This is a genomic window from Deltaproteobacteria bacterium (assembly GCA_019308905.1).
Lineage (GTDB): Bacteria > Desulfobacterota > BSN033 > WVXP01 > WVXP01 > JAFDHF01.
On record JAFDHF010000106.1, the window covers coordinates 1 to 6,959 of the forward strand.

Sequence of the window (6,959 nt, forward strand, 5' to 3'; positions counted from 1 at the left end):
AATATCACGAACCCAAGCCATGTGTGCCATCTTCCACGCGTGTTTTTGCAATTCAATATTGACCTTGGAGCCGTGTTTCAACCTGATCTGCCTCACACCAGGTGTCTGCTCTTGGAGTTGAGGGACGTGGAGTTGAGGGACGTCTATGATTTTATGCGAAACCTTTTTAGCCATGCTTCATCCTTAGTGGCCTGTTTAGTGGCCTGGGGTCGGACCGAGGCAACTACTTGGAATCCTGAAATAATTCTACAAACACCGGCCTGTTTTAGGGCTTAGAACACTATTCTTGCGAGCCAAATGGGCCTTCTAAGAAAGGGGCTATGGATGCCACGGGCGAATCGGCATTACATTCCTGGGTATGTATGGCACCTCACCCACCGCTGCCATAAAAGGGAATTTCTCCTGAAATTTGCCACAGACCGGCGCCGATATCTCCGGTGGCTTTTCGAGGCTGAAAAGCGCTATGGGTTAACTGTACTGAACTACATGGTGACCTCCAATCACATCCATCTTCTGGTAATGGACAAGATTGCGCTTCCGATATTGTGAGACAGTTCCACCTTCCAGGTGCTCTTCGACTCTGTTACGGTGAATACCCGACTTCCTGTCTGCCTAGCGCAGACCGAACCCTTGGCCGCGCAATGCACTAATATCGATAAGCACCTGCGCCGAAACCACGGCCGATCCCTCCTGCAGTAGAGCGACACACCACTCAGCGGTTAGGTGATGACATGATTTTCGTTCCCATTTTCGGTACGCCTTGTCATGCCCCTTGAAAAGAAAAATGCCCGTGTTCTAGACTTCCTGTATAAGCGACTTTTTGGGGATGAGCTCTGGCCGGAACGTGGCAGGCACCAAGAACAGGGGAGAGTCAACCCACCTCGGAGTGACGGGCATCTCGGGCGTTATGTGGCTACTCGCATGTCACTCCAAACCAAAACCAGGATAAATGGTGCGAAGAGAAGAATTCCGAAATTCAGAGACCCTTAGATTGGCGAATGCGCCTTGTTGCCGGTCATTACGGTGGGTTTCATTTGTATTTCGGACCGAAGCCGCCGAAGGGAAAGGAGCCGAACTGGATCCAGACCGTTCCCGGTAAATCCTGGTTCGCCGCACTGCGACTCTACGGTCCGCTCAAGCCCTGGTTCGAAAAGACCTGGAAGCCGGGAGACATTGAATCTCTTGGCAACCAGAACGGCACAGAAGGAGGATAGTGAAATGCTGAGGAATCTGATGAGAAGGATGGGCAGATGGATCTTGCTCGTTTGCTCTGTGAGTATGTTTTCGATACCACGACCGGCGGCTGCAGAAAACAAACCGGTTCCTGTGACCGTATACGATTATGTCCGTGCCGAGACCGATCTCCAGTTCAAGGGGTACGCCGAGAGGATGGACGCCTTCGGGAAGTTCGCCCACCAGCGGGAGCTCTACCCCGTTGACAACCAGGTCACCATCAGTGGCAACCGGGACACCCTGTACTCCTTCGGAGTCTTCGACCTGACGACGCCGCTGACGGTGACCATGCCAGACCCCCACGGCCGCTACATGTCGCTCATGGTCATCAGCGAGGACCACGACATCTACCCCGGGATGTACGGCGCCGGCACTTACGGATTCACCAAGGAGCTGATCGGCACCCGCTACATCATGATCGGGATCCGCACCTTCGCCGACCCGTACGATCCCAAGGACATGGCCGAGGCCCATGCCCTCCAGGATGCCGTGAAGGTGGAGCAGGCCGACCCCGGCAGGCTCGAGGTCCCCAACTGGGACCAGCAGCAGGTGTTGAAGCTCCGCAGGGCCGCCAACGTGCTCGGCAGCAGCGTCAAGGACAGCTCGGGCTTCTTCGGCGTCAAGTGCGATCGGAGCTACCTCGAAAACATGATGGGCGCGGCTGTGGGCTGGGGCGGCATGCAGCGGCAGGACGCCCTCTACATTCCCGTGACGCCCGAGCACAATGACGGCAAGACGGAGTACGTGCTCGAGGTGCCAGCAAACGTGCCGGTCGACGGTTTCTGGTCGATCACCGTGTACAACGCCGAGCGCTACATGGTGAAGAACCCTTACCACGCTTACTCCCTCAACAATGTGACGGCCAAGAAGAACCCGGACGGCACCGTCACCATCCACTTCGGCGGCGACCCGAAGCGGGATAACTACCTGTACATCATGGACGGCTGGCAGTACCTCGTCCGTTTCTACCGGCCGCGGAAAGTGATCCTCGACGGCACGTGGAAGTTCCCGGATCCGGTGCCGGTGAAGTAGGGCGAGCCATCGGCCCGGGGATCTTCTTCATGGTGCGTGTTAATGGAATGGCCTGGGGTCGGGCCGAGGTAACTGATCCAGATACGCCGGCCGGTTTCCCTGATCCGGGCCCCAATTTTGAGGAGCTTGACCCTCAGGCTGGCCACCTGAGCCGTTTCAAGTTCAGTGCCTTGGAGATGGTTACACATCAGCAAAAACAAACAGTACGCAAAGGTGTAAAGCAGAAGCCCGATACTTTTTGAAGCCCTTCTGATGGATAATCCGGGCTAAACAGCTTGATTGACAATCTGAGCTTTACCTCGAATCCGTTTCCCGAATCTATGCAAATCCGGATTGGCTCGAATCTCGATCAGCCGTGCAAAGGCTATCCTTCCAATGGATTCCTTAGGTGCCCTGGTGGATCAACAATGATCCGAAAGCCGTTTTTCGGCCCGAAGCCTCTTTCGCTCTGATTCTTGACATTGGTCTACTTGTATGGTTCATAATCATCAGGATGAGGGGGAAAAGCATTCTCCAACCACATGAACTCGGTCGGGCAAGCCGCTGCTAAATGGCAGACCAACTAGATAATCCTGGAAACGGGGGTTGAAGATGAAAAACACAGATCGCAAAGTCAATTTCCCGGCCTTTGGGGTGTTGTTGATTATGGTTTTCGCGGCAGCTTCCACGGCGCCGGCCGCAGGTGCCGAAGCACCACGACCCTCAAGCCTTCAATCCCAAGTACCGAAATTCCAGGTTCACCCGGAGTCCGGCCGCCCCATCTATTTTCCCGAATTTCAAGTCCGGCCCGTTATCAAGTTGCCAAACATCTACAAACCGGCACCCGGCGTTGACTTGCGGGCGTATTTCACCCGGGCCAGCTACAACCCGCGCACAGCGCGGTTGACCCTGCAAGTCGCGGTAACGAACTTTGGAGACACCCCCTGCAAGAAGACCTTCCGCATCACGGTCAAACCCATGCTTTCCATCGGCCAAACCCTGTACAAGGAATACAGGGATTACAAGCAGCGGAGGCTCTATGAGCGGGAGTTCATAGCCGTGGGGCCGCCGAAAAAAGCCGTAAGCCTGGGCCCTGGAAAAACCCTTTACTATGGCCTCACCTACGACATGCGGCCGCCGGAGCTTTGGGCGGCGCGGGGTGTCCGGGTGGAAGCCGATCCGGACAAAGTTGTCTCCCAGGTGGGACCCTGGACCAATGATTATGCGTACCTGAAGATTCGCCCTGACGACTTCGACTATTCGCCGGTGATCGTGGCCCACAGGGGAAGCCTGAAGGATGCCGGGGGATCTTTCCATCCCATGGAACTGGCCGTCTTTCAGAACATGGGGGTAAATGCCCTCCAATTGGAAGGAATCAAGATCGAATCCCGCTTCTACAGCAAAAGGATCGAAGCCGAAGCTCTCAAACACAATCCTCGAAAGTTTGCCGGTTATGAGATCAAAAGGGGTTATCGCTACTGCGTGCTTCCACGCCGCTATTTGAAACGGGGCGAAACAAGAGCATATTCTCCCCAGGTGCTGCCTGAGGTCTGGCGGCAGGTGCGCACCGTCTACGTGATTTTCGATCCCGATAAGAAGTGCAAGCTGAAATACCGCTTCATGGCATCCTTGGCCTTTCAGCGCTGAGCCAACCCACAGCTCCCAAGGACGACGCTGATCGGGATAATCTGCTCTAGAGCCTTGACCGCCCACGGCTCGTGTTCCAGGGTTACCTGGCAAATGCGTTCCACGGGCTCTCCGGACCGAGAGAGCTCTGTATCCAAAGTCTTGGTCAAGGCATGCGTGCGGATCCAGTCGGCAGGGGGTTGTCGAGTATCCGTGTAGAAACATAGACCTGACGTTTCTGTGGGATCGGAGAAGATTTCATGTCAAGAATGAAACAACACTTTGATTTCGGGTCGTTGATTGTGATCGCCGTTACCTTCATTCTTTTTGCCATAGCCCTCTTCACCAAGGGGCTCACCCATGACATTCTTCTGGAAGCGGCGATCTTCCTGGTCTCACTCAAGCTGATAATAATGTCATACAAGAATGTTGACCTCGCCGAGCCACTCCAACGGAACCTGGACAGTATTCAAGAAGTCGTGCGGCGTATAGAATCTCAGGACAGAAAGAATAGAGCAGAGTAGGTTGCCTTGCCTTCTCGGCCTGTGCTTCCACCCGACAGACCTGCACAAGGGTGGCAACGCGCCGGAAGGGAAAGGGGATGTCCCCAAGAGCAACACCGGATGCCCACAAGGCTGAGTCACCAACCCGGTCCTGGAGGATCGAATCCATGTTCAATGAAGAGCGTGATTACAACAAATTCACATGGGAGGACCTGGGAGACATAGAAACAGGCAGGCCGAATCTTGGTTTACAGGTCCCAGTGCTGGTCTATCGCTTGCTCCAATATACTTTCCGGGATGTGATGATAACCGAGTTAGGTGTAAATAGGGCAAACGATATCATCATCAAGGCGGGCAGGCTTGCCGGAAAGCAATTCTGTGAGAATATGCTGAACCGGGAGCTCGATTTCAACGAATTTGTATCTCAGCTGCAAAGTGTACTCAAAGAGCAGGCCATAGGGATTCTTCGAATTGAGAAAGCCGATTCTGAGAATATGAGATTCACATTAACGGTCGCTGAAGACCTTGATTGTTCCGGCCTGCCACCTGTCGGTGAGGTGGTTTGTCAATATGATGAGGGCTTCATCGCAGGCATCATGGAAGCTTACACTGGAAAGTCTTTTGATGCAAAAGAGATCGACTGTTGGGCAAGCGGAGACAGGGTATGCCGTTTCGATGTAAGGCAGCAAAGGAAGGCGAAATGATTGAAGAAATAGCCGAAAGGCTAGCCGCCCTCCTGCAGGGTAGGATTCCGGACAAGGTGGACACAGGAGATATCGGTGACAAAAGCAAAGAAAACCTTGCAAGACGTCTGAATCAACTTATCGACTTCATGCAAGAGATACATGACTTCATTGTCCCATTGTCGAAGGGGGAAATAGAAGAGATAAGGTGTTCGCGAGATAATTTTCTGGCATCCCCTTTCAAGGAATTACATTCCCGCTTGCTTCATCTCACGTGGCAGGCTGAACAGGTTGCAAAAGGCGATTATAGTCAGAGGGTCGACTTCATGGGGGATTTTTCTGAAGCGTTTAACTCCATGATCGTCTCCCTTGACAATAGAGAAAGACAACTCAAGAAAAAGATCGATGAACTCGAAAAGGCTTATTCCCATATCAAGAGGTTGGAAGGTATCCTGCCAATATGCGCTAACTGCAAGAGAATAAGACTCGAGGGAACGGACCCTGAGGGAAAAGAGAACTGGGTGCAAATAGAGGCTTATATAAGCAAGAAGACGAACGCCAAGTTCTCTCATTCTCTTTGCCCGGAGTGTATGAAAAAGCTCTACCCGGAGTTTACGGATAAATAGATCGGCTTCCGGGTTGCCGCGCCTCATCGGTATCCGGCCGCTTTGAACAGGGATGATAAGGCGTCCGAGAATTGGGGGGCGCTATGGAAAGTCCCTGGTTTTTCGGTTCTTGAGATTCTACAAGAAAGCCGCGGGTCCATGGGGGTGATCTTTAGGAGCACAGGGCCATGGTCGTCGGTGATGCCCTATATTGGAGAAGTTCATTTTCCTTGATTCTCTCTGAAAGAGTAATTACATCTGTAACCCCGAATTTCCCTTCGGTAAGGGTTCCCGTCTTATCGAATATGATCGCCTGGATGTTCCTCCCCCTTTCAAAGGCGGCGCGGTTGGCCAAATCCTGAGTTTTCGACTTGCTCTGCTGTGCCTCCTCTACCAGGGCTATCATCTGCGACAAAAAGGAATCCTTTCCCGTCTTTTGAACCTCGACGGTAATCGAACCCTCACCGTTGATGGACCCCCCTATGGCTTTAGCGCCCGCCCGTTTAAACACCGGATTTGATTCTCCGGTAAGCATGGCTTCATTGACCGAGGTCTGCCCCTCGACCACTTCACCGTCAGCAGGTATCTTCTCCCCGGGTTTTACGAGATACCGATCACCCACGTTAAGTTCATCTATGGGCACATCCTTAACACTACCGTCCGGCATCACCTTGTGGGCATTCGAGGGCATGAGCTTGGCCAGCTCCTCAAGGGCGCGGGAAGCACCCATCACGGACTTCATCTCGATCCAATGGCCCACGAGCATGATATCGATCAGGGTGGCGAGCTCCCAGAAGAATATCTTCCCGCTAAGACCGAATACGACTATACTGCTATATACGTAGGCGGTGGTGATGGCAATCGCGATTAGGGTCATCATGCCAGGGTGTCCCGATTTCAGCTCATCGATGAGGCCCTTTAGAAACGGATATCCGCCGTAGAAAAAGATGATGGAAGAGAGGGCAAAGATGATGTACAAGTCACCGGTGAATCGTATGGAGCCCCCCAGGCCCAGAACCCTCTGAACCATCGGGGAGAGGATCAGAACCGGAATCGTGATTATCAGAGATACCCAGAACCGTCTTCTGAAGTCGGCAACCATGTGGGCGTGATGCCCTGTAGGGAAAATATCGACTGCAGCCGAGAGGTATGGGCCTTCAGGCACTTAAACTCCTATCCCACCAGAACATCTCCCAATTGACAATCCCAGTGGCGTGTGCTATACGAAACCCCAGAGCCTTCCCAATCAAGAAGCTAGAGGGCCAAATAACCAGAAGTCGTGAACAAGATGTTTCAAA

General features: G+C 53.1%; 7 protein-coding genes and 2 pseudogenes. 7 read left to right on the plus strand and 2 right to left on the minus strand.

The window, feature by feature from the left end:
- The first annotated feature begins 324 nt into the window (after positions 1-324).
- The 3 genes and pseudogenes from JRJ26_19780 (at position 325) to JRJ26_19790 (ending at position 2,265) form a co-directional block, all read left to right on the plus strand.
- Positions 325-525: pseudogene (locus tag JRJ26_19780) on the plus strand (transposase).
- A gap of 473 nt (positions 526-998) precedes the next feature.
- Entirely contained in the window at positions 999-1,214 is a 216-nt protein-coding gene (locus tag JRJ26_19785; GenBank protein MBW2059733.1) for a DUF1214 domain-containing protein, read from the plus strand.
- A gap of 64 nt (positions 1,215-1,278) precedes the next feature.
- Positions 1,279-2,265: a DUF1214 domain-containing protein gene (locus JRJ26_19790; protein MBW2059734.1), complete on the plus strand. Its 987-nt coding sequence runs from the start codon at positions 1,279-1,281 to the stop codon at positions 2,263-2,265.
- On the opposite strand, the gene JRJ26_19795 is transcribed toward JRJ26_19790, so the two are convergent.
- Positions 2,199-2,465: a transposase gene (locus JRJ26_19795; GenBank protein ID MBW2059735.1), complete on the minus strand. Its 267-nt coding sequence runs from the start codon at positions 2,463-2,465 to the stop codon at positions 2,199-2,201. The two genes, JRJ26_19790 and JRJ26_19795, sit on opposite strands and share 67 nt — an antisense overlap.
- 391 nt (positions 2,466-2,856) lie before the next feature.
- Here JRJ26_19795 and JRJ26_19800 point away from each other — a divergent pair, with 391 nt between their 5' ends.
- The 4 genes and pseudogenes from JRJ26_19800 to JRJ26_19815 all read left to right on the plus strand — a co-directional run bounded on the left by JRJ26_19800 (position 2,857) and on the right by JRJ26_19815 (position 5,415).
- The gene (locus JRJ26_19800; GenBank protein MBW2059736.1) at positions 2,857-3,891 is read left to right on the plus strand and encodes a hypothetical protein; all 1,035 of its coding nucleotides are present in this window, start codon (positions 2,857-2,859) and stop codon (positions 3,889-3,891) included.
- Between the two features lie 248 nt (positions 3,892-4,139).
- Positions 4,140-4,394, plus strand: a complete 255-nt coding sequence (locus JRJ26_19805) for a hypothetical protein (GenBank protein ID MBW2059737.1) — start codon at positions 4,140-4,142, stop codon at positions 4,392-4,394.
- A 146-nt stretch (positions 4,395-4,540) separates the two neighbouring features.
- Positions 4,541-5,077 carry a 4-vinyl reductase gene (locus JRJ26_19810; GenBank protein MBW2059738.1) on the plus strand — a complete coding sequence of 179 codons (537 nt, stop codon included), beginning with the start codon at positions 4,541-4,543 and terminating at the stop codon, positions 5,075-5,077.
- A gap of 233 nt (positions 5,078-5,310) precedes the next feature.
- A pseudogene (locus tag JRJ26_19815) lies at positions 5,311-5,415 on the plus strand (GGDEF domain-containing protein).
- 418 nt (positions 5,416-5,833) lie between these two features.
- Here the strand turns inward: JRJ26_19815 and JRJ26_19820 are convergent.
- Positions 5,834-6,763 (minus strand): hypothetical protein, encoded by a 930-nt coding sequence (locus JRJ26_19820; GenBank protein ID MBW2059739.1) that lies wholly within the window; start codon positions 6,761-6,763, stop codon positions 5,834-5,836.
- Positions 6,764-6,959: the final 196 nt, after the last annotated feature.

Excerpts from the sequence above, each read along its gene's own strand:
- JRJ26_19785 (MBW2059733.1), top strand. The coding sequence starts at position 999 with ATGCGCCTTGTTGCCGGTCATTACGGTGGGTTTCATTTGTATTTCGGA.
- JRJ26_19790 (MBW2059734.1), top strand. The coding sequence starts at position 1,279 with ATGTTTTCGATACCACGACCGGCGGCTGCAGAAAACAAACCGGTTCCT.
- JRJ26_19800 (MBW2059736.1), top strand. The coding sequence starts at position 2,857 with ATGAAAAACACAGATCGCAAAGTCAATTTCCCGGCCTTTGGGGTGTTG.
- JRJ26_19805 (MBW2059737.1), top strand. The coding sequence starts at position 4,140 with ATGAAACAACACTTTGATTTCGGGTCGTTGATTGTGATCGCCGTTACC.
- JRJ26_19810 (MBW2059738.1), top strand. The coding sequence starts at position 4,541 with ATGTTCAATGAAGAGCGTGATTACAACAAATTCACATGGGAGGACCTG.
- JRJ26_19820 (MBW2059739.1), bottom strand. The coding sequence starts at position 6,763 with ATGGTTGCCGACTTCAGAAGACGGTTCTGGGTATCTCTGATAATCACG.